Origin of the sequence: Xanthomonas sp. DAR33341 (assembly GCF_003992815.1) — a bacterium.
Lineage (GTDB): Bacteria > Pseudomonadota > Gammaproteobacteria > Xanthomonadales > Xanthomonadaceae > Xanthomonas > Xanthomonas cissicola.
Genome location: NZ_QEYV01000016.1, coordinates 114430 through 138106, shown reverse-complemented (window position 1 = coordinate 138106; position 23677 = coordinate 114430). Strand labels below are relative to the sequence as shown.

Sequence of the window (23677 nt, the reverse complement as noted above, 5' to 3'; positions counted from 1 at the left end):
GTCAGCTGGCGATGTAGCGCTGCAGCTGGTCGATATCTTGTTGCTGCGCTTCGATCACTGCCTTGACCAGGTCGCCAATCGAAATCACGCCTTGCACGCGGCCGTTCTCGACCACCGGCAGATGGCGAAAGCGTCCGTCGGTCATCAGTTGCATGCAGCGCTCCACCGTCTCCGACGGCGACACTGTCACCACCTCGGCGCTCATGATCTGCGCGACGCTGGTCGTGGAAGACGAGCGATCGCGCAGTACCACCTTGCGCGCGTAATCGCGCTCGGAGACGATGCCGACCAAGCGCGGCCCTTCCATCACCAAGACCGCGCCGATGGCCTTCTCGGCCATCAGGCGAATCGCCTCGATCACCGCGGCATCGGCGGCAACGGCAAATACCTCAACCTGCTTGGTCCCCAACAGCTGTCGTACGGTCTGCATGGCCCGCTCCGCGCTTGCTCTGGTGATCGCAGCCTACTCCTACCGCGCCGCGGTGGGTATCGACCAGATACAACGGGCGCTGCTTGGCCTCGTCGTACAAGCGGCCCAGGTATTCGCCAATCAGGCCCAGAGCAATCAGCTGAACGCCGCCCAGAAACAGGATCACCGACATCAGCGTCGGCCAACCGGCCACGGGGTCGCCCACCAGCGCAGCCTTGATGACGACCCAGGCACCGAACAGGAATGCCAGCAGCGCGGTAAGCAGGCCCAGATACGTGGCCGCGCGCAGCGGCACCGTGGAAAAACTGGTAATGCCATCGAGTGCGAAATTCCACAGCCGCCAGACCGTGAACTTGCTGTGTCCGGACAGACGCGGCTCACGCCGATACGGCAGCGCCACCTGGCGAAACCCGACCCAACCGAAGAGCCCCTTCATGAAACGGTGGCGTTCGCGCAGCTGCTGCAAGGCTTGCACGACACGTGGCGACAGCAAGCGGAAATCACCGGTATCGGCAGGAATCGGGGTGCGCGACAAGCGCCTTATCACACGATAAAACGCATGCGCAGCGCTACGTTTGAGCCAACTCTCGCCCTCGCGAATGACCCGCGTACCGAAGATGTTGTCGTAGCCGCCACGCCACAACGCAACGAATTCCGGGATCAGTTCCGGTGGATCCTGGCCATCGGCATCGAGCAACACCACAGCCCCCGGCAGCACATGGTCCAGTCCGGCAGAAATCGCCACTTCCTTGCCGAAATTACGCGACAGCCGCACCGCACTCACCTGCGCATCCGCCTCGGTCAGCGCATGCAACACCTCCCAGGTGCCATCGGTGCTGCCGTCGTCGACATACAGCACGTGCGTCTGCAGTGCAGGCAGCTGCGCCAACACCGCGCACAGGCGCGGATGCAGCAGGGGGATGCTGGTTTCTTCATTGAAGGCCGCGATGAGCACCGTCAGGCGTTCGGACGCAACCGGCACCTGGGCAGTGTCGATGGCGCTCACCGTCAGGGCGCCTGCAGATAGGCAGGGCCGCCCAACTGGCGCGCCTGCCGCTGGATCCACCCCGCACGTCGCTGCACGAATGCGCCCGGACGACGCGCGTCATAGCGCCGTGGAGATGGCAACACCGCCGCCAGGCGTGCCGATTCGTTCGGCGACAAGCCTGCCGCATCCTTGCTCCAGAACTGCTGCGCAGCCGCTTGCGCGCCATACACCCCGTCGCCGAATTCGGCCACGTTGAGATACATCTCCAGGATGCGTTGCTTCGGCCAGAACAGCTCGATCAACACCGTGTACCAGGCTTCCAGGCCCTTGCGCACCCAGCTGCGCCCCTGCCACAGGAACACATTCTTGGCGACCTGCTGGCTGATGGTGCTGGCGCCGCGCACGCGTCCACCGCGGGCATTGTGATCGCGCGCCTTCTCGATCGCCTGTAGATCGAAACCATGGTGCATCGGAAACTGCTGATCCTCCGCGGCCACCACCGAAATCGGCAGGCTTGCGGCGATCTTGTCGTAATCACGCCACTGCCGATGCAGCGAAAAGCTCCAGTCGCCCTCGCCCCAGGCTTCCAGGTAACGCCCCGCCATCATGCTGCTGATCGGCGGATCGACCACCCGCAAGATCAGCACCTGCAGCACGCTCGCCGCTGCAAACAGCAGCGGTGCCGCCATCAGCCAGCGCAACCAGCGCCGCGCGCGCCGCGGTGGCGCCGCCTGCTTGCCATCCCATGCATCCGTCCCCATTGTTCGCTACGACCTTCAATCCCGATGCCTGCCGCATTATCCGGCAACCAGCGTCCCTTACGCCCGATGTTTCCATGACCGATCACGATCAGCTTTCCCGTTTCCTGCTGCCCGCCGCTGGCGTGCGCGGCGTCCATGTGCGCCTGACCAGGGCCTGGCACGACATCCAGGGTGCCGCCGAGTATCCGCCCGCCGCGCGCCAACTGCTCGGCGAAGCTGCGGTGGCCGCTGCACTGTTCACCGGCCACACCAAGGTCGACGGGCGCCTGTCGGTGCAACTGCGCGGCAACGACATCCTGCGCACCCTGTTTGCCGAATGCACCGCGGCCGGCACCTTGCGCGGCATCGTGCAGTTGGCCGAGGGCGCGGATGCGCCGACCGACCTGCGCGAACTGGGCGAGGCCGCGCTGCTGGCGATCACCATCGAGAACCCCGGCCTGGATCCGCGCGAGCCGCAGCGCTACCAGAGTCTGGTCGGCATGCAGGCACCAGACCTGGCCGAAGCGTTCGAAACCTATTTCCAGCAGTCCGAACAGTTGCCGACGCGCTTGCTGCTGGCCGCTGGCCCGGATCAGGCCGCCGGCCTGCTGTTGCAGAAGCTCCCCGGCGACGAAGGCGACACCGATGGCTGGACCCGGATTGGCGCCCTGTTCGACACCCTGGGCGCACCGGAGCTGCTCTCGGTCGCCGGCCAGGACCTGCTGCACCGTCTGTTCCACGAGGAAGAGCCGCAGTTGCTCGGCAGCAAACCGCTCAGCTTCGGCTGCTCCTGTTCGCGCGAGCGGGTCGCCTCGATGCTGCAATCGCTAGGCGAGGAAGAGGCGCGCGCGGCCGCCGAGGCAACGGGCGAAGTCGAGGTGCGTTGCGAATTCTGCGGCCGTGAGTATCACTTTCCGTTGACCGCGCTGGACGTACTTTTCAACGCGGCGCAGCCCTCGCAGGAAGCGCCAGAAAGGTTGCAATAGATAGGATGACGGTTGCGTTCTTGGGGGGACGCGACCACTTGTTAAATAATCATAAACACCCTAGCATCCTACTTGCCCGCTCTCGGGAACTTAACAACTGCCCCTGGGTCTGACCTCTGGTATGCGATATCTACTGCGCCTCCCGCTAGCTTTGATGGTTGCCCTTGCGGCGGCCACAGGCGTGCACGCGCAGTCGGCGCAGCAGTTGCGCGAAAGCACCATCCTGCCGGTGTGGAACAAGGGCAGCGGCAAGGTGGAAGCCTTTCTGTACCTGGAGCCGACCGGCGAGCAGAAAGCCGGTGCGCGCTGGCATTTCGGTCGCAACTCGCTCGATGCCGCGTTCGGCCTGAGCTCCGGCGACTCGCTTGGCCTGCTCTGCAACAGCAGCCGCGGCACCAATATCAGCGGTCTTGCCAGCCATTGCCTGCTTGCAGGCATCGGCGATGACGAAGAAGACAGCGCGGCTGCCTCGCGCCGCGTGTCCGGCACGCTGGGCTTCAATCGCGGCGGTGGCCGGGTTGGCGTCACCGCCGGCACCGGCCGCGACACCCTGCCCGCCTGGCTGATCGGTGCCGGCAAGGCCCCGTTGACGCGTGTCGAGCAAAACGATCTCACCGTCTTTGGGCAGAAGAACATCGGTCGCGAAGGCTTTGTCTCGATTGGCGGCACGTATGCGCGCGCACGCCTGGTGCCGCTGGCCGACGTGTCCCCGGCCATTGCCGATCAGTGGGACAGCAAGACCTTGAGCGTTGGCGGCGGCTATGGCGCTTTCAGCGCAAATGTCATCGGCCGTGTTGTCGACGTCCCCGGCCAGCCCGAAAAATGGGAAGGCCTGGGCCTGGGCCTGACCTGGCGCACTCCCTGGAGCGGCCAGCTCACCGTTGGCGCCGAGAACGTCATTTCCCGCGGCAAGAACCCGTTCGCGCCAAGCAACGAGAGCAACAGCGACGGTACGGTTCCGTACGTTCGATACGAGCAAGACCTGTAACCAACTGATTCCAAAGCATTTATCTAGACGCCACCGGCCCACAGTCGGTGGCGTTTTTCGTTGTGGATAGAGCGCCAGGCTGCCACTTTCACAACCTTCTTCTTTTTCGTTAACGGGACTTTAATTTCTCTCGCAACGCATATACCATCGGTTCACCCTGACGTTTTGGATCCGCTTTTTTCGGAACCCCCGGCAGGCAAAACAACCCTTGGCAGTACCCAAGATCACTTGGAGAGAGAGCTAATGAATTGCAAGTCCAACAAGCTGCGCGATGCAGTTGTCCTCGCGCTCGTCGTGGGTGTGGGCGGTACCGGCACCGCCATCGCCCAGGAAGCCGGCACTACGAATCTCGACAAGATCGAGGTGACGGGTTCGCGTATTAAGCGCGCCGACGTCGAAACATCGCAGCCGGTTTTCAGCATGAGCCGTCAGCAGATCGAGTCGCAGGGCTTGACCTCGATCGGCGATGTGATCCAGAACATCAGCTCCGGCGGTTCAGCACTCAATAGCAACGTCAACAACGGCGGCAACGGCGAAACCCGCGTCAACCTGCGTAACCTCGGCTCCAACCGCACCCTGGTGCTGGTCAATGGTCGCCGCTGGGTTGGGGGCACGGGCCTAGGCGGCGCAGTCGACCTCAACACGATTCCGACTGCTGCTGTAGAGCGCATCGAAGTCCTGAAGGACGGCGCCTCGACCATCTATGGTTCGGACGCGATTGCGGGCGTTGTCAACATCATCCTGCGCCAGAACTTCGACGGCGCCGAAGCGAACGCTTACTACGGTCAATACGACAAGGGCGACGGTAGCCGCGAGTCGTATGACTTCACCATCGGCTCCACCGGTGAGCGCTGGCACGCCACATTAGGCGTGGGTTATGTGAAGGAAGAGCCGGTTTGGGCTGGCGATCGCGAAATTTCGGCTGTACCAGTGTTCGGTGCCGTCGCCGGCACCGGTAACAGCACAACGATTCCTGGCGGTCGTTTCGGCATCTTCGGGCAGACCGGCACGAGTGCCAACGGCACCCCGACCTTCGGTGCAACGCGCTTCAACGGCACGCCGGGCTTCTCGATCACCAATAACGGCGGTACCACCTCGCGCAACTACACCGCTGCCGACAGCTACAACTTTGCGCCAGCCAATTATCTGGTGACTCCGCAGGAGCGTAAGTCGGTCTTCGCCGACGCCGGCCTGTCCATCACCGACAACGTGCGCTTCAAGACCACAGTGACCTACAACGAGCGTGAGTCGAGCCAGATCCTGGCGCCGATGCCGATCGTGTTGGGTCGTTCCGCACCTGGTACAAACGGCGCGGACATCGTCATTTCGGCCAACAACATCTACAACAATACTGGCCGTAACATCGACTACATCCAGTACCGCGCCGAAGAGACCGGCGGCCGCATCTTTACCCAGAACGTCAAAACGTTCGGTTTCAGCGGCGCGTTCGAAGGCGACTTCGAGGTTGGTCAGCGCTTCTTCAACTGGGAAGCCGGTATGTTCTACGGCAAGAACGACCAGACCGATCGCACCACTGGTCTGTTCAACATCTCCGCACTGCGCAATGCACTTGGCCCGTCGTTTGTCGATGCTGGTGGCGTCGCGCGCTGCGGCACTGCAGCCAATACGATCGACGGCTGCGTGCCCATGGATATGCTCCATGGACCCGGGTCGCTCACCCCGGAAATGCTGAACTATGCCGGCTTCAATGCGCATGACCTTTACGGATATGAGCAGAAGACTTATTTCGGCAATATCGGCGGCGAATTGTTCGATCTGCAAGGCGGCGCGCTCGCCTTCTCGCTAGGCGCCGAACACCGTGAAGAATCCGGTTTCGACGATCCGGACGCACTAATCAACTCGGGCGACACCACCGGCAATGCGCGTACCGCGACCAATGGCGGATACAAGCTGGATGAAGCGTACATCGAGTTCGCGGTACCCCTGTTGGCAGATCTGCCGGGCGCTCAGCTGCTCGACTTCAGCCTGGCAACGCGTTATTCGGACTACAGCAACTTTGGCGATACCACCAACAGCAAGTTCGGTTTCCGCTGGAAGCCGATCACCGACTTGATGATCCGTGGTAACTGGTCGCAAGGCTTCCGCGCTCCATCGATCAGCGAGCTGTTCCAGGGCGTGAGCGATACCTTCGAAGACGTGCGCGATCCTTGCGCAGGCTCGTTCAGCGATGGCTCCGTCAACGCCACCCGCCCGGGTTCGTGCGGCGCAGTGCCCGCTTACGCTCAGGCCAATCCGCAGGTGCGTACCGCCACCGGCGGCAATCCGAATCTGCAGCCGGAAACCTCGACGTCCAAGACGTTAGGCTTCGTCTACAGCCCGGGCTGGGTAACCGGCCTGGATATCTCGCTGGACTGGTGGAACATCGAGATCGAAGACGCGATCGATACGCAGACAGTGCAGGAAACCCTGGATAGCTGCTACCTAGCAGGTATCGCCAATGCATGCTCGCTGATCCAGCGCGAGCCAACTGGCGAGGTCTCGAATCTGCTGGCAGTGCCGAACAACATTGCCAAGATTGAAGCAGAAGGTTACGACCTGACTGTGGGCTATCGCCTGCCGGACACCGCATGGGGTAGCTTCAGCGTGGTTTGGGATTCGACCTACATGAGCAAGTTCGTGGTCGAAAAGCCGCTGCAGGATCCGGAAACCCGTGTTGGCCTGTATCGCGGTGGTTCGGCGCGTGACAATAACTGGCGCATCCGTTCCAACCTGATGCTCAACTGGGAACTGGGCGATGTCGGCGGTTCGGCATCCATGCGCTATTACAGCTCACAGGTCGAAAACTGCACCGGCGCCAACGTCTCGACTCCGGCAAACGTTGCACTGCTGTGCTCGGATCCGAATCGTGTAACCAGTGCTGGCGCCGCTCCGCGCAACCACGTTCCCAGCGTCACCTACACTGATCTGGCTGCGTACTGGAAGGCTCCGTGGAATGCACGCGTGACGATTGGCGTGAACAATGCCTTCGATCGCGATCCGCCGCAGTCAGCTACGGCATTTGCCAATAGCTTTGATTCGCAGTACGAAATCCCGGGTCGCTTCTATTACATGCGCTATACCCAGAAGTTCTGATAATTGGTTTAGAAAAGTCAGTAATCAAAAGGCCGCGATTCGAAAGAATCGCGGCCTTTTCGTGCCCTCACTTTCAGATATTCGCCGGCGCTGCCACGCACGCCCAATGGCTCACCCCGGAATCAACGTCTGGATCACATGCTCGACGTAGGCTTCGAAATCTTCCCGGGCCGGCTTGGGCTGTTGCAATTGCAGTGAGAGTTGCAGGAAGCCGACATAGGCGGCGTAGGCCAGGCGGGCACGGTGCTGGGCATCGGTACGGGTAAGGCCGGCCTGGCGGAACGAGGCGATGAGGTAATCGAGGCGACGTTGCGAAACGCGGTCGATGACCGGGCGTACGGCCGGGTGATCGAGTGCCTTGAGTAGTTCGCTGTAGATGACGTGCGGTTTGACTTCGTGGGCAACCAGCTGGAACAAGGCGCGCAAGCGGGCGCTGGGGTCGGGCACGTCTTCCAGGCTGCCGAACACTTCCTTTTGCTCGAAGATTTCCCAGCGCTCGAGGGCGGCCTGCAGCAGGGCATCGCGCGAGGGGAAGTGCCAGTAAAAGCTGCCTTTGGTGACGCCGAGCCGGCGCGCCAGTGGCTCGACTGCAACCGCGCCCACACCTTGTTCGGCGATCAGGTCGAGCGCGGCCTGTGCCCAATCGTCCGCGCTGAGGCGATTGCCGCGACCGGAACTGGCGCGGGGCGTGGTGAGGCTGGAGTCGATGGTGTCGTTCATGCCGCGATTTAACCATACGCTTGTGTCAGTTGCAGTATGCATCACGAAATTGACATATCAGCGCCATGATTCCGTGGCCTAACCGTCCATACGATTGAGTATTGACAGCAGTCATCGTGCATCCATACCATTAAGTATGGTCATCTCGCCCGCTAGCCTTGCCTCCGCTGCGTCCGTGTCCAGCGTCAACGCTGGCGATGCAGTGCTTGCGGTGTCGATGCGGGGTAGCGAACACGCGCCGTCGGTAGTATTCGCGCATGGTTTTGGACAGACCCGACATGCCTGGGAAGCGACCGCCACGACGCTGGCTGACAGGGGCTACCGCACCTTGTCGTACGACGCGCGCGGGCATGGCGATTCCAGCGCCAATGCGGTGGGCCTTCCCTACTCGGCAACGCAGTTCACCGACGATCTGATCGTGCTGGCCGGCGAGCAGCCCGAGCCGCCAGTGCTGGTTGCTGCGTCGATGGGGGGCTTGTTCGGGCTACTGGCCGAAGCGCGGTGGCCGGGCCTGTTTCGTGCCATCGTGCTGGTCGACATCACACCACGCTGGGATACCACGGGTGTGGAGCGCATCCTGCGCTTCATGACCGCGCATCCGGACGGTTTTGTATCGCTGGATGCGGCTGCCGATGCGATTGCCGTCTACCTGCCGCATCGGCCGCGCAAGACGCCGGGCCAACTGCAGGCATTGCTGCGGCAGCGTGCCGATGGGCGTTGGCGCTGGCACTGGGATCCACGCCTGGTCGACGAACTGGCCGGCCAGGATGCCCAACTCCAGCAGCATGCATTGCTGGAGGCGGCAGCACAGGTGCGTTGCCCGATGCTGCTCATCAGCGGCGGACGCAGCGATCTGGTGACGCCAGCCAACATCGCCGAATTCCTCTCCATCGCGCCGCATGCGCAGCATGTGCATCTGCCCCATGCCACGCACATGCTGGCAGGCGACGACAACACCACGTTTACCGCCACCGTGTTGCATTATCTGGACGCACTGCCGGCGGCTTGCACCATCGCAGCGTCCAACACTACCGAGCATGTCACTGGAGCAAGACCATGAGCATCATTGCACCGTTCCTCCTCGTCATCCTGGCGGCGGGTATCGCTGCCTATCACCGGATGCGCCTTGCCACGTGGGTTGCGATCAGCGCCTGTGTGCTGGTGGCGTGCTGGCTGCTGGGTGCCAATCTCACCGCCACCATCGTGGCCGCCGCGCTGGTGGTGCTGATCTCCGCACCAGTGCTGCTGCCGTTCCTGCGCAAGCCGCTGCTGACCACGCCACTGATGGGCTTCTTCCGCAAGGTGCTGCCGCCGCTGTCGCAGACCGAGCGCATCGCACTGGAAACCGGCTCGGTCGGTTTCGAAGGCGAGCTGTTCACCGGCGATCCGGATTGGCAGAAGCTGTTGAACTATCCCAAGCCGCAACTCACCGCCGAAGAGCAGGCCTTCCTGGATGGCCCGGTGGAAGAGCTATGCAAGATGATCAACGACTGGGAAATCACCCACGTCCACGCCGACCTGCCGCCGGAGCTGTGGGACTTCATCAAGAAGAACAAGTTCTTCGGCATGATCATTCCCAAGCAGTATGGCGGCCTGGGTTTCAGCGCGCTGGCGCACCACAAGGTGATCCAGAAGCTGTCCTCGATCTCCAGCGTGGTCAGCTCCACCGTCGGCGTGCCCAACTCGCTCGGCCCCGGTGAGCTGCTGCTGCATTACGGCACCCCCGAACAGAAGGACTACTACCTGCCGCGGCTGGCGGTCGGTGCGGAAGTGCCGTGCTTCGGCCTGACCGGTCCGTTCGCCGGCTCCGATGCCACCTCGATTCCGGATTACGGCATCGTTTGCAAGGGCGAGTGGAATGGCGCCAACGTGCTGGGCGTCAAGCTCACCTTCGACAAGCGCTACATCACCCTGGCACCGGTCGCCTCGCTGATCGGCCTGGCGTTCCGCGCCTACGATCCGGATGGTCTGATTGGCGACAAGAAGGACATCGGCATCACCCTGGCGCTGCTGCCGCGCGAAACCCCGGGCGTGGAAATCGGCCGCCGCCATTTCCCGTTGAATTCGCCGTTCCAGAACGGCCCGATCCATGGCGAAGAGGTGTTCATCCCGCTGAGCCAGCTGATCGGTGGCGTGGAGATGGTCGGCAAGGGCTGGAACATGCTCAACGAGTGTCTGGCTGTTGGCCGTTCGATCACCCTGCCCTCCACTGCTAGCGGCGGCAGCAAGGCCGCGGCGGTGGTCACCGGTGCGTATGCGCGTATCCGCAAGCAATTCGGCCTGTCGGTCGGCCGTTTCGAGGGCGTGGAAGAAGCGCTGGCCCGTATCGGCGGCAAGGCCTATGCGATCAGTGCGCTGTCGCAGGCCACGGCCGCAGCGGTGGATCGCGGCGATGTACCGTCGGTGCCGTCGGCGATTGCCAAGTACCACTGCACCACCATGGGCCGCGAAGTGGTCAGCGACATGATGGACGTGATCGGCGGCAAGGGCATCATCCTGGGGCCCCGCAACTTCGCCGGCCGCGCCTGGCAGGCCGCGCCGATCGGCGTGACCGTGGAAGGCGCCAACATCATGACCCGCAGCCTGCTGATCTTCGGCCAGGGCGCCATCCTGTGCCATCCGTGGGTGTTGAAGGAAATGCAGGCCGCGCAGGATCCCGATACCCGTCGTGGTCTGGAGCAGTTCGACCAGAGCCTGTTCGGTCATATCCGCTTCGGCATTTCCAACGCGGTGCGCTCGTTCTGGTTCGGCCTGACCGGTGCGCGTCTCGGTGCGGCGCCGGGCGATGCGTATACCCGTCGGTTCTTCCGCAAGCTGGATCGCTATTCGGCCAACCTGGCCTTGATGGCCGACGTCTCGATGCTGATGCTGGGCGGCAAGTTGAAGTTCAAGGAGTCGCTGTCCGGTCGCTTGGGCGATGTGCTGAGCCATATCTACATGACCAGCGCGATCCTCAAGCGTTATCACGACGAGGGCGCACCGGCGAGCGACCAGCCGCTGCTGGCCTGGGCCTTCCACGACAGCGTGCACAAGATCGAAACCGCGCTGTCGGCGGCGCTGCGCAACTTCCCGATCCGCCCGGTGGGCTGGTTGATGTGGGTGCTGATCTTCCCGTTGGGCCGTCGCGCCGAAGCGCCTGGCGACCGCCTCGGCCATCGTGTGGCTTCGCTGTTGATGACGCCCAACGAGGCGCGCGACCGTCTGGCCAAGGGCGTGTTCCTCACGCCGTGCGCCAACAATCCGGGCGGCCGTATCGCCAGCTACCTGACCAAGGCGGTGATGGCCGAACCGGTGGAGCGCAAGTTCCTGAAGGCGCTCAAGACCAAGGGCATCGAAGCGCTGGATTTCCCGGCGCAGCTGGACGAAGCCGTGGCCGAAGGCGTGATCAGCATGGAAGAGCGCAAACTGCTGGAGGAGCTGCGCGAGATCATGATGGACACCATCACCGTGGACGACTTCGATCCGCATGAATTGCGTGCGGCCAGCTTCTACGACAAGCCGCAGGTGCAACAGCCACGCGAAGCCGCGTAAGGCATAAGCTGGGGCGAGAATAGACCACGGCGGGCTTCGGCCCGCCGTGGTTGTTTGTGGAGATGGGGTCTTGTCACCAGCATGCTGCCCGCAGCTTCATCGGCTGCGGTCTTCGCGGCAGAACGCATGCACCGGCGGCGCAATCTGTTGGCCGGCTATCGAATGAGCACGTGCCAGGGGCGAACGCGTGGCAGAGTCGCGCACGTCACACGCTGGCAATAGCCAGGCGCTGAGGCTACAGAACAAGAGCGCATCGCAGCCATGCCCCACTCCTGCGTGCGGCGAACCTGCGTGCAGCGAACAGCTGCCGCAGCTGGATCAGAACGGCAACCACACCAGCGCCAAGGCGATCAGCGCCGGCAGCGCCTGCACGAAGAAGATGCGGCGATTGACGCTGTAGGCGCCGTAGCAACCTGCCACAACCACGCAGACCAGGAAGAAGCTCAGCACGTCGGGTCGAGCGGCCAGTGCGCCCCAGAGCAGGCCCGCGGCAAGGAAGCCGTTGTAGAGCCCCTGGTTGGCCGCCAGCACGCGGGTGGCCTGCGCCCTCTCAAGGCTATTGCGGAAGGTCTTCAAGCCCAGCGGATGCGTCCACAGCACCATTTCCAATACCAGGATGTAGGCGTGCAGCAGTGCGATGCACACGCCGGCAACGATGGCGAACAGGGACATGGCAGACCGCCTCGACAAATGGTGCCGCCAGCATAGCCGCGATTGCGGTCGCTCTGTTCGGCACACCTGCACTACCGAGCTGGTGAGTGCGCTTCTGGCGCTGCCAGAGTGAGAAGCAGTCCGTCTGCGTGGTCGATGCCAAGCGCCAAGCTGCATCTGCCACGTGTGCTGTGGCGGTGCTTACTCGGAAACGCGCTTGTCCGTCTCCACGTCGCGCTCGGCGGGTAGCTTGCGCGCTTGGCGCAACAGGCCGAACGCGCCGACCGTCATGCCGGTCGCCACGAGCAGGCCGACGCCGAACACCGCGCTGGAGCCGAACGCGGAGACCAGCTTGTGCACCCAAACGAAGGTGAGATCGCCACCGCGATAGACCACCGTGTCGATGGCGGCGCCAGCCTTGTAGCGCCACTCGCGATTTACCCGCGTGTACAGCGTTTCGCGCGCAGGCTTGGCCAGTGCGAATTCGCTGGAGCGGGTAATCACCTGCACGATCGCAATCATCATCGGCAACGGCGACGCCGCCAAAGCCGCGTAGCCCAGCACGATTGCAACGCCCGGGATCAACAACGCCGGCGCGATGCCAAAGCGCGACAGCAACGCGCGCGTCACCAGCAGCTGCAGCACCAGCGCCAGCGCATTGATCGCCAGGTCGATGCTGGAGTAATAGGCGGTGGCCGCCGCTGCATCGGTGTAAAGCCGCCGCACCAGCGCCGCCTGCTCGTTGTAGAGCAAGGTCCCCACGCCCACGCCGAACAACACCATGAAGGCCAGCCAGCGCAACAGCGGTTCACGCACGATCAGCTTGAGGCCGCCGAGTACATCGCCGCCCATTGGCACTTCGCCAGAACTGAGCTGGCCCTCCTGTTCGCGCGCAACGGCCCACAGCCGCAGGCGCAGCACGCAAACCACGCAGACCGCCAAAAACCCGGCCGACACCAACATCAGATGCGCGATGCCGATACGTTCGACCAGTACGCGCGTCAGGACCGGGCCCAGAAACGCGCCCAGCGTGCCTGCCGCGCCGATATAGCCGTAGTAACTACGCGCTTGGGCATTGCTGAAGACATCGGCCATGAAACTCCAGAACACCGCCACCGCAAACAGGTTGAAGACGGTCACCCACAAAAAGAACGCCATGCCACGGCCCGGCACGCCGCTGTCGAACAGCACATAGAACAGCAGCAGGGTCGCGATGAAGAAGCCGTACACCCCCGGCAGGAACACCCGCCGCGGATAACGGCTGACCAGAGCGCCGTAGACCGGTTGCAGCAGCACCATGATCAGGAAGGTGCAGGTAAACAGCACCTGCAGCGTGAAGTCCTTCAGCGGCACACCGTGCGCGGCGAAGAACGCGATCATGCCAGTGGGAAAGAGTGCCTCTACATCGGCCGAGGCACCCATCGCTTCGCGCACCGGACGCAACACGTAGTAACCGCTGAGCAGACAAAAGAAGTAAAGAAACGACCACGCCAGTGGCGGCGAGCTACGCATTGCCGCGCGCAAACGGCCAGCCGCAGATCGCGGCGCAGAGGGGCTGGTCATGAGGTAACGGCCGCTCGCACAAGCGGGCCCGACAGAAAAAACATGGCAACGGCAGCACCTGTGAAAGAAGCGCGCAAGTTAGCCGATGCGAGGCAGCGCCACCAGCGACCAGTCGCAGGACACTGCGGCCCGGTGCCCTCCACGCCGGCACGCTGCTTGCAACTCGTATTGCACCAAAGCGTGGCAACGCGTCGGCGGCACCGGAATACTCGAATGCTGACTCTAAAATCATCAATAGGATCAATGCGATGCCCATTCATCTTCCGGCAGTTTGTGCTATTGCAAAGCGCGGCGCTAGAATCGCCGGAGGCAGCGGAACAGGCGGGACAACCATGACAGAAATGCGCACGCGCCGACGGTTCCGACCGTTGGCTATCGGGCTGTTCGGGGCGTTATTGCCCCTGGCCCTCTCATCCACCGCGCAGACACCCGCGCCCACCGCCGCTGCGTTGCAGGCGGCCACTGTGGCGCAGTCGCCCACCGCACCGCTGCCCTATCGCACCTCGCTGCCGGCCAACCAGGTGTTGGCACCTGCTGCCGGTTTCGATGTGGCGGCATTCGAATCGATGGCCGACCAGCTGACCTACGGCAACCGGGTGCCCGGGATGGCGATGGCCATCGTGCAGGGCGGCAAGGTGCTCAGCGCGCGCGGCTATGGCGTCACCGACGTCAATCATCCGCAGCCGGTCGATGGCCACACGGTGTTTCGCCTGGCCTCGCTGTCCAAAGCCTTCGCCGGCACCATGGCCGGCCTGCTGGTCAACGATGGCGTGCTGCGCTGGGACAGCAAAGTGGTCGACTATGTGCCGGGCTTCCAGCTCAGCGACAACGCGGCCACCCGGCAACTCACCGTGGCCGAAGTGCTCAGCCATCGCGTCGGCCTGACCCGCAACGCCTACGACCGCGATATCGAATCCAACGCCGACTACTACTCGCTCAGCCATAAGCTGGCGGCTGCGCCGCTGCGTTGCGCACCGGGCGATTGCTACGCATATCAAAACGTCGCCTTCAGCCTGGTTGGCGATGTGGTGTTCGCCGCATCGGGCAGCTTCTACGAGCAATCGGTAGAGCGCCGCATCTTCAAGCCGCTGGGCATGAACGACGCCAGCATGGGGCTGGCCGGTATCCAGGCAAGCCCGCACTGGGCACGTCCGCATGTGCGCAGCCGCAATGGCTGGGTCTCGCTGACGCCCAAGCCCACCTACTACCGTCTGGCGCCCGCTGCGGGCGTCAACGCCAGCGCCAGCGACATGGCGCAGTGGCTGCTCGCGCACACCGGCCATCGCACCGATGTGCTGCCTGCGCCGCTGTTGGCGACGCTGCACGCGCCGTTGATCTCCACGCCGGGCGAAATGCGTTCGGGCTGGCGCCACGAGCGCGTGGACGCGGCCAGCTATGCGCTGGGCTGGCGCGTGTTCGATTACGCCGGCCATCAAGTGGTGTTCCATGCCGGCGCGGTGCAAGGTTATCGCGGTTTGGTCGCACTGCTGCCGGAGCGCGACCTGGGCGTTGCGATCCTGTGGAACGGCGAAAGCGGCCTGCCCTCGGGCATGCTGCCGACCATCCTGGATCGCGCGCTCGGCCTGCCGGCCAAGCGCTGGCTGGACATCGACGTGGACGGCGACTTCGGCAGCGAGAACATGCTGGCAGAAAAACCCGACCCGGCTGGCAAGGGTGCGTCTTCCGGCAAGTCGGTGGCCTCGCCGCGCTGAGTGGACGTCGTGCACTGACCTCGGGTCGGTGACGTGGGCAAAGGCGGCTTCGGCCGCCTTCGTTGTTTCTGTGTCTCCGACGCGCGTTGCTCGGCTAGCGAAGGCATGCCTGCCTGGCGCGCAAAGAGCAAGGCCGTGGATGCGCAATACGCCGGCATTGTCTGGCTGCCGTAAACACCCCTTGCCACCAACGTTGCGGCTGAGCCGATCTGTTCGGCGTACCGAAGTGGAAGCACCAGCGGCCGGCTCTGGAGTCTCGCGGCTTGGGTCTCCCAAAGGTCTCTGCCTTCCGATCTGCTGCATTTCCGGCACGCCATCAGGTCAGGCAGCGGCGGCGTGCTGTCGTGCTGTCTGCCCTCGAGCCATCGTGCGAAGGCATCGACAACTGTCCAAGTTGGCGGGCAAAGTCAGAATGATCCCACGGCGACATCTGCACTGCCGACCGGCATGCGCGCCTGGCGGCACAATGCCGCAAACTTGAAATGAGCGACGTTGCTCGGCCGGCAACACCTACGCCGTTTGCGGACTGGCAACGCGCAGCCTCGCACCGACCGCGCCAGCCCGGCACATAAAAAAGCTCCCTCCCCGCTGGGCGTCGGAGAGAGAGCTCGATGTTTACGGCGATCGGGTATTACAAGATCAGATCAGCGGTGCCGGGGTTGCGGGCAGCGCGACCGGAGCGGCCTTCTTCTTGCGAACGGCCGGCTTCTTCTTGGCGACCTTCTTCACGGCAGGCTTCTTGGTAGCGGTCTTCTTGGTGGCGGATTTCTTGGTCGCCTTCTTCGCTACTGCCTTTTTGGCGGTCTTCTTGACGGCTTTCTTGGCGGTCTTCTTGGCGGCAGTCTTCTTGGTCGCCTTCTTTGCAGTCTTCTTCACTGCCTTCTTGGCGGCCGTCTTCTTGGTTGCCTTCTTCGCAGTCTTCTTTACTGCCTTCTTGGCGGTTGCCTTCTTTGCCGTCTTCTTGACGGCCTTCTTGGCAGCAGTCTTCTTTACTGCCTTCTTGGCGGTCGCCTTTTTGGCGACCTTCTTGACTGCCTTCTTGGCGGCAGTCTTCTTCACTGCCTTTTTGGCAGTGGGTTTCTTTTTCGCAGCTTTTGCAGTGGCCATGTAATTGGCTCCTCGTCAGTGAACTATGGAGGTGAAACGCCCAGTTGAACCAAACCCCGCGACGGCATGCCGTCGTCGGGGACCGTCCGCAGATGATGCGCGACGGAACGGATACAGAAACACCCGCATCGAACGGCGACACGGGTGCGTAGTCGGAACGACAACTGCTTTCTTGGAGAGAAGCGGACCCGACTCCACCGTGGTTAGCGCTTCGGTGGACATCCGGAACAAGCTTGTCGGCGTGATGTCGATTCTGCTCACTCTCTTCCGCAGCAATGTCTGCTGGGCGAAACCTAATCACGCTTTTTTTTACTGTCAACACTCTTTTGCAATTTTTTTTCTACCCACCGTCGCTGCGCGCCATGTCCGCGCCAGCGAATCGCCCCGCGCGCGGGCGTACCCGTCCAACCGAGAAGCGCGCTCGCCCAACAGCGTTTTCGAAAAAGCACTTCTTTTCCGCTGTTTTTTTTAAGTCGTGCGCTTGCACGCCTGCCCGAACACTTCGTCCGCACGGCAGCGAAGCCGATGCGACGGCATGGCTTGCCGCCTGTCCGCCAGCTGAAAATTTTTTATCCAACGGCTGCACTTCCGACGTCGCATGAGCAGAAATGCGCAAACTTATCGAGCGTCTGGAGCGTCATGCATGCAGCCGCGCGCACCGACTGCGGCATCCATCGCGTGCACTGACGGATGATCGAGCAAGGCGACATGCACAAAATTTTTTCACCGGGCGCACGCCAAACCCTCACGAACGACTCACGTCAGAAATCCGGCGCAGTGCAGGTGGGCGAGCAGTGGACGCGCGTCGGACCGTTGCTGTCGACGTACCGCATCGACATGCACCAGCGGCATCGCGATCCCCGACCGACGTTCCCCTTTCTCCGATTTCGCTGGCGGCTTGCGCGGCATCGCTGCACCAAGATACGCGTCACCGACAGAAGGCGTGCTCAAAAAAATGGCCGCTCTATGAGCGGCCATCGGATGCCGGCGTCAACGACACCTGATCAGTGATCGTCGTCTTCGAGCAGCTCGGCATAGTCGTCCGGGTCCAACAGGTCGTTGAGCTGTTCCTTGTCGTCGATCTCGACGACGAAGATCCAGCCTTCGCCGTAGGCGTCTTCGTTGATGGTTTCCGGCTTGTCGCTCAACGCGCTGTTGACCTCGACGACGGTGCCGCTGACCGGGCTGTAGACGTCGGAGGCGGCCTTGACCGATTCCACCACCGCAGCGCCGTTTCCGACCTGCACGGTGTCGCCGACACCTGGCAATTCGACGTAAACCAGGTCACCCAGCAAGCCCTGCGCGTGGTCGGAAATGCCGACGGTCACGCGACCGTTGCTCTCGACGCGGGCCCACTCGTGGGATTTGAGGAACTTGAGGTCGCCAGGGATCTCGCTCATGGGTGTGCTCCGGGAAAGATGATGGTTGGGGACAGGTGGCTAGTTTAGACCGCGCGACAAGACAGGTGCACGCACGGCGGTGTGGCGATGGCGATCCGGACGCGGGCGCAGCGCCGCGCGCGGCATACATGGCGCTACACGATTCAGTCGCCGAGCACGCCGGGCTGTGCCTGGCCATCGCGCACGAACGGAAACTTCACCGCTCTCAACGGCACCTGTTTGCCGCGGATGTCCACGCGCAGCTGCTCGATGCTGCCGGCCGGCACGCGCGCGAAGGCGATCGCCTTGCCCAGCGTCGGCGAGAACGTGCCGGACAGGATCTCGCCTTCGCCGTTGGCGGTGAGCACGGTCTGGCCATGCCGTAACACGCCCTTCTCGTCCATCACCACACCGATCAGCTGACGCGGTGCGCCCTGCGCCTTTTGCGATTCGAGCACGCTGCGACCGATGAAGTCGCGTCCTTCGTCCAGGGCGATCGTCCAGGCCAGCCCTGCCTCGTAAGGGGTGACGCCATCGTCCATGTCCTGCCCGTAAAGATTCATGCCCGCTTCCAGACGCAGGGTGTCGCGTGCGCCCAGGCCGGCCGGTTTGACGCCCTGCGCGAGCAACGCATTCCAGAATGCGACGGCGGCCTGCTGCGGCAACACGATTTCGAAACCGTCTTCGCCGGTGTAGCCGGTGCGCGCAAGAAACAACTCGATGCCATCGCGCGAACGCGTCTGCAGCGCGGCGAACCGGCCGAGCTTGCTCGCCGCTGCGGTGTCGGCAGGGTCGAGCAGGTCGATGACCTTGGTACGCGCGCTGGGACCTTGCACGGCAATCATGGCGAAGTCGCTGCGCTCTTCGACGCGCACGTCGAAGCGCGCGGCCTGCTCGCCGATCCACTGCAGGTCCTTTTCGCGGGTGGCGGCGTTGACCACCAGACGGAAGAAGTCTTCTGTCATGTAATAGACGATGAGGTCGTCGATCACCCCACCCTGCGGATTGAGCATGCAGGTGTACAGCGCCTTGCCGGAGACCTTGAGCTTGTCCACCGAGTTGGCGAGCAGGTAGCGCAGAAACTCGCGCACCCGCGCGCCGTGCAGGTCGACCACCGTCATGTGGCTGACGTCGAACATGCCGGCGTCGCGACGCACCTGGTGGTGCTCGTCCAGTTGCGAGCCGTAGTGGATCGGCATGTCCCAGCCGCCGAAGTCGACCATCTTGGCGCCAAGCGCACGATGGGTGTCGTTGAGGATGGTCTTCTGGGTCATGTGCGCCGTTCCGAGGAAAGACGGCCATTATCGCCATCCTGTCACGCTTGGGGGAACGGCAGACACGCCGTTGTGTGGTTGCGCTGCCTGCGGGCAGTAACGCAGCGCGACGCTACGCCGCGCTGCAACAATGCTCAGGCGGGCACCGCACTGCATGCCCTGCCCGCGTACATCAAGCGGCCGGCTGCACCAGCAAGGTCATGCCATCGACGCCGACGATGCGCACCGGCGTGTCGAAGTGCCAGCCGGCAGGTCCGGGCCGGCCACCACCCAGAACGCATCATCGACCTTGGCGCGGACGCGACCATCGTGGATGGCCTGATCGAGCGGCACGCAACGGCCGATCAACTGCTCGGCACGCCGATCAAGTAGCGGGCCATCGCTCTGGGAGCCCTTGCCGCGAAATCAGGTGCGATACACCTGCACCAAGACGAAGCTGAGCAGCACAAGCGCCACGATCTGCCACAGCAACGCGATGTCCGGCAACACCGGCACCAATAAGCACACCGCTGCGGCAGCGATCCCCATCCACAGCAGGAACGCACACGCACCAGGGTCTGGGCCGCAATCAGCAGCAGCGCCAGCGCTGCCCCAGACCGCCACGTCCCAGCGCATGGCTCAGTCTCCCGCGCGCGGCGGCATCGGCGGGACGCGCATGGGCGCGTCGGGTTTGCCGGCCGCCTGCTTGGCCAGCTCGGCAATGCCGGCGATCGAACCGATGATGCCGCTGGATTCCATCGGCATCAGCACGAATTTCTGGTTGGGCGCGGTGGCCAGCGCCTTGAATGCTTCCACATGCTTCCGTGCGACGAAACAGTTGATCGCCTGCACGCTGCCGTTGGCGATGGCGTCGGACACCATCTGCATCGCGCGTGCCTCGGCCTCGGCCAGACGTTGGCGCGCTCGGCATCGCGGAAGGCGGCTTCCTTGCGGCCTTCGGCCTCGAGCACGGCGGCCTGCGTCTCGCCATCGGCGCGCAAGATTGCCGATTGACGCGAGCCTTCGGCTTCGAGGATCTGCGCACGCTCTGCGCTCGGCCTTCATCTGCCGCGCCATCGAATCGATCAGGTCGCGCGGCGGCTGGACGTCGCGGATATAGAGCGTGTTATGGGCGTCGAGATGAGATGCGTTGGCCGTCAGCGGTACCAAGCGGGTGCTGCGCGGCGCCGGCTTGGCTGGCGCCAAGGCAAGCCGCGCGGCGCACGCTGCGTGCCGCTGACGGCCAACCCTCCGGGAAGCGCCCTGTGGCGCGCCGAGACCGCGTTGCGCGCTTTGCCCAGGCCACCAGCCTGGGCAAAGTGCACGCCCCACGCCGTCGACCACCGGCACCAGGAAGTGCAGCCCCGGACTCATGGTGTGGCGGCACCATGCGCACGGTTTTGAACAGGACAACGACGCCGGCAACCAGCACGGCGATGGCGAGACATGAAGCCGGAAACAGGTGCGGCCCCTTGCAGGTAGTGGATCTATCCCTGCGTGAGTATGCCTCGGCGCTCCCGGCGGCTTACGCCGGCCACGCGCGGAGCGGGCCCGGGCGCAGCCGCACCCGGCGGCTGTCGTAAGACAGCCAACAAGCGCGCTCCTGCAAACGCGGTCAGGCGCTACGCGGCGAGAACATGATGACCGCCATGCCGAGCAGGCAACAGGCGGCGCCGAGCAGATCCCAGCGCGTCGGCGTCACGCCGTCCACCCACCACAGCCACAACAGCGCGCTGGCGATGTAGACGCCGCCATAGGCCGCGTACACGCGACCGCTCGCTTCCGGATGCAAGCTCAACAGCCAGACGAAGACGGCGAGGCTCAGCGCAGTGGGCAGCAGCAACCACACGCTGCCACCTTTGCGCAGCCAGAGATAAGGAAGGTAGCAACCCACCAACTCGGCGAGCGCCGTCGCGGCGAACAACAGCAGCGTGGTCGGCGCGATCGTCATGCGGGGCGCGGCGTTTCGGAATCGGGGCCATCGACGCCGGTTTGATACCCCATTGCGCTGCGGAAAACCTCACCGCCAACGGACGGGTGACTGCTGACAGGGCTGTCCACGGGCGGCGCGTGGGACACCGGGGCGTGCAAGGCCGATGCATCGCCCGCGGAACCGTCGATGGCCGGACTGTCGACGACCGGCACATCGCCGCTGCGCTCCTCACGCTTGGCCTGTTGCCACAACGCTTCCTGCTCGCCCAGCGACAACGCGTTCAACGAGGTGCCGGCAGTACGCGCCTGCGCTTCCATCGCACGAAAGCGACGTTCGAATTTCAGGTTGGCGTGCCGCAACGCGGCGCCGACATCCACCTTGGCATGGCGCGCCAGATTGGCGCAGACGAACAACACATCGCCCAGTTCGTCTTCCAGCCGGGCCTGATTGTCGGCCACCGGGCCGCGTGCGAATTCCACGCGCAACTCTTCGATTTCTTCCTGCAGTTTTTCCAGCACCGGCGCCGGGCCGGGCCAATCGAAACCCACGCGCGCCGCACGCGACTGCAGTTTGGTGGAGCGCTGCCATTCGGGCAGCCCGCGCGCGATGCCGGCAAGTGCGGAGTCGTCTTGGTTGCCGGCAGCACGACGTTCTTCGCGCTTGATCTGCTCCCAGTTGGCGCTCACCGCCTGCGCATCGGCCGCCGGTTGCGCGGCGAACACATGCGGGTGGCGGCGTATGAGCTTGTCGCGAAGCGTGGCGACCACGTCGGCGAATGTAAACGCCCCCTGCTCGGCCGCCATTTGCGAATGGAAGACCACCTGCAGCAACAGGTCGCCCAACTCGTCGCGCAGGCCAGCCAGGTCGTTGCGATCGATCGCATCGGCCACCTCGTAGGCTTCTTCGATGGTGTATGGCGCGATGCTGGCGAAGGTCTGCTGCACATCCCAGGGACAGCCGTGTTCGCGATCGCGCAGACGCGCCATCACGTGCAACAGCTGCTGGATATCGCCGATGGATGGGGTCTGAGGCATCGTGTATTCCTGGAACCTGTGAGTGGGTGCGCCGCCAGCGCATTCCCACGCGACGTAAGCGACGTAAGCGACGTAAGCGACGTAAGCGGCCGTTGCACCCCGCAATAGACGCGGCACGCAAGCGCGTGCTGAGATACCGGAGTGTACCTTTCAGAGCGTCAGGACCTTGCGCAGCCATGCCGCCGTCAGGACGGCGCGCATGCCGCTCAGGCCAGCCAATCGCGCCAGGGCAGATTGGGGTCGCCCAGTGCGATGAAGTCGCCGTTGAGCAAGGTGTCGCGGCGGTTGTAGCGGAACGGTTTGCCGCTGGCGCCGGCCAGCAACACGCCACCGGCCGCATGCAGCACGCACTGGCCGGCGGCGGTGTCCCACTCGGAGGTGGGGCCGAAGCGCGGATACACGTCCAGATCGCCTTCGGCGATGCGGCAGAACTTCAACGACGAGCCTTGCGCGACCACGTCGATCTCGCCCATCCGCTCCAGCGCGGCGGCAGTCCGCGCGTCGCGATGCGAACGGCTGGCTGCCACCCGCAACGGCATGGCGGCCGGGGTGCGCGTGTGCAGCATCTCATCGCGGTCGCCATCGCGGCGGAAGGCGTTCTCGCCACGCGCGGCATACCAGACCCGTCCGTCGACCGGCGCCTGCACCACCCCGAGCACCGGTGCGCCCATATGGATGAGTGCGATGTTGACGCTGAACTCGCCATTGCGCTTGACGAATTCGCGGGTGCCATCGAGCGGATCGACCAGCCAGTAACTGGTCCAGTACTGGCGTTGCTCCCAGGCCACATGCGCAGACTCTTCCGACAGCACCGGCACATCCGGGGTGACACGGCGCAGGCCTTCGACGATGACGCGGTTGGCCGCCAGGTCGGCCTGGGTCAGCGGGCTGGCGTCGTCCTTGATCTCCACCGAAAAGTCCTGGGCGTAGACCTCCATGATTGCGTCGCCGGCGTCGCGCGCGATGGCGATCACGGTTTCGCGCAGCTCCATCGGGATGCGGATCATGGATTGCGCTCCAGCCACTCGCGCGCAATGAACAAGGCGGCCAGCGAACGGCCTTCGGAAAAATCTTCGCGCAGCATCAATTCGTCCAGACGTGCGATTGGCCACGGCACCACGTCCATCTCTTCCGGCTCGTCGCCGACCAGGCGCTCGGGATAGAGGTCGCGTGCCAGCACCAACCAGGATTGGTGACTCATATAAGTAGGAGCGAGCGTCATCGCGCGCAGCACCTGTACCTGGCGTGCGCCATAGCCGGCTTCTTCCTTGAGCTCGCGGTCGGCGGCCTGCTCGGGTGTTTCGCCGGCGTCGATGCGGCCCTTGACCAGACCGAGTTCGTAGCGATGCACGCCGGCGGCGTATTCGCGCACCAGCAGCACGGTTTGCGCATCGAGCATCGGTACCACCACCACGGCGCCATGGCCCTGGCTGAGTTGGCGTTCGTAGATGCGACGCTGCCCGTTGGAAAACTCCAGCTCCAGCTGCTGCCGACGGAACGGCCCGTCGCCCAGATCGGTGATCTTGTGGATGATCGGCAGGCGCGAGCTCATGCGTCGCACGCAGCCGC

At 63.8% G+C, this 23677-nt stretch carries 20 protein-coding genes and 3 pseudogenes; 8 read left to right on the top strand and 15 right to left on the bottom strand.

All coding sequences use genetic code 11. The annotated features are described in order from the left end of the window. Window position 1 precedes the first annotated feature (1 nt). From EO156_RS04845 to mtgA, 3 genes are read right to left on the bottom strand one after another with little or no spacing between them, the layout of a single operon-like run. Window positions 2–430 (bottom strand): CBS domain-containing protein, encoded by a 429-nt coding sequence (locus tag EO156_RS04845; protein ID WP_003482381.1) that lies wholly within the window; start codon window positions 428–430, stop codon window positions 2–4. After that, window positions 390–1436 (bottom strand): glycosyltransferase family 2 protein, encoded by a 1047-nt coding sequence (locus EO156_RS04840; RefSeq protein WP_005916950.1) that lies wholly within the window; start codon window positions 1434–1436, stop codon window positions 390–392. Before EO156_RS04840 ends, EO156_RS04845 begins: the two co-directional genes overlap by 41 nt. Window positions 1437–1438: 2 nt before the next feature. Further along, window positions 1439–2179 carry a monofunctional biosynthetic peptidoglycan transglycosylase gene (mtgA, locus tag EO156_RS04835; protein WP_016849242.1) on the bottom strand — a complete coding sequence of 247 codons (741 nt, stop codon included), beginning with the start codon at window positions 2177–2179 and terminating at the stop codon, window positions 1439–1441. Between the two features lie 74 nt (window positions 2180–2253). Here mtgA and EO156_RS04830 point away from each other — a divergent pair, with 74 nt between their 5' ends. The 3 genes from EO156_RS04830 (at window position 2254) to EO156_RS04820 (ending at window position 7225) form a co-directional block, all read left to right on the top strand. Further along, a complete protein-coding gene (locus EO156_RS04830) occupies window positions 2254–3144 on the top strand; it encodes an Hsp33 family molecular chaperone HslO (protein WP_005916944.1) in 891 nt (296 codons plus the stop codon). Window positions 3145–3298: 154 nt separating this feature from the next. Further along, a complete protein-coding gene (locus EO156_RS04825) occupies window positions 3299–4132 on the top strand; it encodes a hypothetical protein (RefSeq protein ID WP_003482392.1) in 834 nt (277 codons plus the stop codon). Window positions 4133–4375: 243 nt separating this feature from the next. Then, entirely contained in the window at window positions 4376–7225 is a 2850-nt protein-coding gene (locus EO156_RS04820; protein WP_016849241.1) for a TonB-dependent receptor, read from the top strand. 111 nt (window positions 7226–7336) lie between these two features. Here EO156_RS04820 and EO156_RS04815 read toward each other — a convergent pair whose 3' ends face one another. Further along, window positions 7337–7945 (bottom strand): TetR/AcrR family transcriptional regulator, encoded by a 609-nt coding sequence (locus EO156_RS04815; protein ID WP_003482399.1) that lies wholly within the window; start codon window positions 7943–7945, stop codon window positions 7337–7339. Window positions 7946–8081: 136 nt separating this feature from the next. Between EO156_RS04815 and EO156_RS04810 the strand changes: the two genes are divergently transcribed. Then, complete coding sequence (locus tag EO156_RS04810; protein ID WP_016849240.1) at window positions 8082–9005, top strand: alpha/beta hydrolase; 924 nt, start codon at window positions 8082–8084, stop codon at window positions 9003–9005. After that, a complete protein-coding gene (locus tag EO156_RS04805; protein WP_005919044.1) occupies window positions 9002–11476 on the top strand; it encodes an acyl-CoA dehydrogenase in 2475 nt (824 codons plus the stop codon). Before EO156_RS04810 ends, EO156_RS04805 begins: the two co-directional genes overlap by 4 nt. A 318-nt stretch (window positions 11477–11794) precedes the next feature. Here EO156_RS04805 and EO156_RS04800 read toward each other — a convergent pair whose 3' ends face one another. Together EO156_RS04800 and EO156_RS04795 are read right to left on the bottom strand one after the other, a co-directional pair. Further along, window positions 11795–12148, bottom strand: coding sequence for a DUF1304 domain-containing protein (locus tag EO156_RS04800; RefSeq protein WP_016849239.1), 354 nt, complete (start codon window positions 12146–12148; stop codon window positions 11795–11797). 180 nt (window positions 12149–12328) lie between these two features. After that, on the bottom strand, window positions 12329–13690 hold the full coding sequence (locus tag EO156_RS04795; protein ID WP_016849238.1) for an MFS transporter: 1362 nt from the start codon (window positions 13688–13690) through the stop codon (window positions 12329–12331). A gap of 368 nt (window positions 13691–14058) precedes the next feature. Here EO156_RS04795 and EO156_RS04790 point away from each other — a divergent pair, with 368 nt between their 5' ends. The 3 genes from EO156_RS04790 to EO156_RS04780 all read left to right on the top strand — a co-directional run bounded on the left by EO156_RS04790 (window position 14059) and on the right by EO156_RS04780 (window position 17520). Further along, window positions 14059–15402: a serine hydrolase domain-containing protein gene (locus EO156_RS04790; RefSeq protein ID WP_016849237.1), complete on the top strand. Its 1344-nt coding sequence runs from the start codon at window positions 14059–14061 to the stop codon at window positions 15400–15402. A gap of 691 nt (window positions 15403–16093) precedes the next feature. Beyond that, window positions 16094–16513, top strand: coding sequence for a hypothetical protein (locus tag EO156_RS24600; RefSeq protein ID WP_016849236.1), 420 nt, complete (start codon window positions 16094–16096; stop codon window positions 16511–16513). Window positions 16514–17199: 686 nt separating this feature from the next. Beyond that, complete coding sequence (locus EO156_RS04780; protein WP_124632088.1) at window positions 17200–17520, top strand: hypothetical protein; 321 nt, start codon at window positions 17200–17202, stop codon at window positions 17518–17520. Here the strand turns inward: EO156_RS04780 and gcvH are convergent. From gcvH to nudE, 9 genes and pseudogenes are all read right to left on the bottom strand, one after another. After that, window positions 17514–17909: a glycine cleavage system protein GcvH gene (gcvH, locus tag EO156_RS04775; protein ID WP_003482419.1), complete on the bottom strand. Its 396-nt coding sequence runs from the start codon at window positions 17907–17909 to the stop codon at window positions 17514–17516. The two genes, EO156_RS04780 and gcvH, sit on opposite strands and share 7 nt — an antisense overlap. A gap of 143 nt (window positions 17910–18052) precedes the next feature. Further along, complete coding sequence (gcvT, locus tag EO156_RS04770; RefSeq protein ID WP_003482420.1) at window positions 18053–19162, bottom strand: glycine cleavage system aminomethyltransferase GcvT; 1110 nt, start codon at window positions 19160–19162, stop codon at window positions 18053–18055. A gap of 172 nt (window positions 19163–19334) precedes the next feature. Then, window positions 19335–19777, bottom strand: a pseudogene (locus tag EO156_RS04765) (NfeD family protein). 3 nt (window positions 19778–19780) lie between these two features. Then, a pseudogene (locus EO156_RS04760) lies at window positions 19781–20257 on the bottom strand (SPFH domain-containing protein); the annotation flags it as partial. Between the two features lie 201 nt (window positions 20258–20458). Beyond that, window positions 20459–20603: pseudogene (locus tag EO156_RS24305) on the bottom strand (SPFH/Band 7/PHB domain protein); the annotation flags it as partial. Between the two features lie 153 nt (window positions 20604–20756). Further along, window positions 20757–21092, bottom strand: coding sequence for a YnfA family protein (locus EO156_RS04745; protein ID WP_008572067.1), 336 nt, complete (start codon window positions 21090–21092; stop codon window positions 20757–20759). After that, on the bottom strand, window positions 21089–22108 hold the full coding sequence (gene mazG / locus EO156_RS04740) for a nucleoside triphosphate pyrophosphohydrolase (RefSeq protein ID WP_016851467.1): 1020 nt from the start codon (window positions 22106–22108) through the stop codon (window positions 21089–21091). Before mazG ends, EO156_RS04745 begins: the two co-directional genes overlap by 4 nt. A 206-nt stretch (window positions 22109–22314) precedes the next feature. Next, complete coding sequence (gene cysQ / locus EO156_RS04735) at window positions 22315–23115, bottom strand: 3'(2'),5'-bisphosphate nucleotidase CysQ (protein ID WP_003482426.1); 801 nt, start codon at window positions 23113–23115, stop codon at window positions 22315–22317. Further along, window positions 23112–23660, bottom strand: a complete 549-nt coding sequence (nudE, locus tag EO156_RS04730) for an ADP compounds hydrolase NudE (RefSeq protein WP_016851466.1) — start codon at window positions 23658–23660, stop codon at window positions 23112–23114. Before nudE ends, cysQ begins: the two co-directional genes overlap by 4 nt. Window positions 23661–23677: the final 17 nt, after the last annotated feature.

What these genes read in the sequence shown, in the direction of transcription:
- EO156_RS04845 (WP_003482381.1), bottom strand. Translation starts at nt 430, where the DNA reads ATGCAGACCGTACGACAGCTGTTGGGGACCAAGCAGGTTGAGGTATTT.
- mtgA (WP_016849242.1), bottom strand. Translation starts at nt 2,179, where the DNA reads ATGGGGACGGATGCATGGGATGGCAAGCAGGCGGCGCCACCGCGGCGC.
- EO156_RS04830 (WP_005916944.1), top strand. Translation starts at nt 2,254, where the DNA reads ATGACCGATCACGATCAGCTTTCCCGTTTCCTGCTGCCCGCCGCTGGC.
- EO156_RS04825 (WP_003482392.1), top strand. Translation starts at nt 3,299, where the DNA reads ATGGTTGCCCTTGCGGCGGCCACAGGCGTGCACGCGCAGTCGGCGCAG.
- EO156_RS04820 (WP_016849241.1), top strand. Translation starts at nt 4,376, where the DNA reads ATGAATTGCAAGTCCAACAAGCTGCGCGATGCAGTTGTCCTCGCGCTC.
- EO156_RS04815 (WP_003482399.1), bottom strand. Translation starts at nt 7,945, where the DNA reads ATGAACGACACCATCGACTCCAGCCTCACCACGCCCCGCGCCAGTTCC.
- EO156_RS04810 (WP_016849240.1), top strand. Translation starts at nt 8,082, where the DNA reads ATGGTCATCTCGCCCGCTAGCCTTGCCTCCGCTGCGTCCGTGTCCAGC.
- EO156_RS04805 (WP_005919044.1), top strand. Translation starts at nt 9,002, where the DNA reads ATGAGCATCATTGCACCGTTCCTCCTCGTCATCCTGGCGGCGGGTATC.
- EO156_RS04800 (WP_016849239.1), bottom strand. Translation starts at nt 12,148, where the DNA reads ATGTCCCTGTTCGCCATCGTTGCCGGCGTGTGCATCGCACTGCTGCAC.
- EO156_RS04795 (WP_016849238.1), bottom strand. Translation starts at nt 13,690, where the DNA reads ATGACCAGCCCCTCTGCGCCGCGATCTGCGGCTGGCCGTTTGCGCGCG.
- EO156_RS04780 (WP_124632088.1), top strand. Translation starts at nt 17,200, where the DNA reads ATGATCGAGCAAGGCGACATGCACAAAATTTTTTCACCGGGCGCACGC.
- gcvH (WP_003482419.1), bottom strand. Translation starts at nt 17,909, where the DNA reads ATGAGCGAGATCCCTGGCGACCTCAAGTTCCTCAAATCCCACGAGTGG.
- gcvT (WP_003482420.1), bottom strand. Translation starts at nt 19,162, where the DNA reads ATGACCCAGAAGACCATCCTCAACGACACCCATCGTGCGCTTGGCGCC.
- EO156_RS04745 (WP_008572067.1), bottom strand. Translation starts at nt 21,092, where the DNA reads ATGACGATCGCGCCGACCACGCTGCTGTTGTTCGCCGCGACGGCGCTC.
- mazG (WP_016851467.1), bottom strand. Translation starts at nt 22,108, where the DNA reads ATGCCTCAGACCCCATCCATCGGCGATATCCAGCAGCTGTTGCACGTG.
- cysQ (WP_003482426.1), bottom strand. Translation starts at nt 23,115, where the DNA reads ATGATCCGCATCCCGATGGAGCTGCGCGAAACCGTGATCGCCATCGCG.
- nudE (WP_016851466.1), bottom strand. Translation starts at nt 23,660, where the DNA reads ATGAGCTCGCGCCTGCCGATCATCCACAAGATCACCGATCTGGGCGAC.